The sequence below is a fragment of the Stenotrophomonas maltophilia group sp. SKK55 genome, assembly GCF_057179845.1.
Map to the genome: position 1 here is coordinate 1 of NZ_JBXUHP010000035.1, position 421 is coordinate 421.

General features: G+C 62.0%; 1 protein-coding gene and 1 pseudogene. Both read left to right on the top strand.

What is annotated here, in order from left to right; genetic code table 11:
- On the top strand, window positions 1–219 hold a 219-nt coding region (locus AC2A1N_RS13780), incomplete at its 5' end, for a low molecular weight phosphatase family protein (protein ID WP_484372600.1).
- A gap of 20 nt (window positions 220–239) precedes the next feature.
- Window positions 240–421: pseudogene (locus AC2A1N_RS13785) on the top strand (arsenical-resistance protein); the annotation flags it as partial.

Genomic DNA, 421 nt, shown 5'->3' on the forward strand with positions numbered 1-421 from the left:
GCATGCCCGGTAGTGTTCGGCGACTTTGTACGGGTGCACTGGGGCCTGTTCGATCCGGCCGGCGTTGAAGGCTCGGACGGAGAGAAAGCCGAAGCCTTTGATCGCGCGCACCAGATCATCAAGGCGCGCCTGAGGGCCTTCCTGGAGATCTCCGACAGCGCCTGGGATGACTGCGAGGCCCTCAAGGCCCGGCTCGACCCGATCGCACAGATCAACTGACCGTCCTTCCGGAAATCCCCATGACCACTGATACCTCCCGCCTGTCCTTCCTGGACCGGTATCTCACGCTCTGGATCTTCGCCGCCATGGCGCTCGGCGTTGGTATGGGGGCGTTGTTCGAGGGTGTGCCCAGCGCGTTGAACAGCCTCTCCATAGGGTCGACCAACATCCCGATCGCGATTGGTCTGATCCTGATGATGTA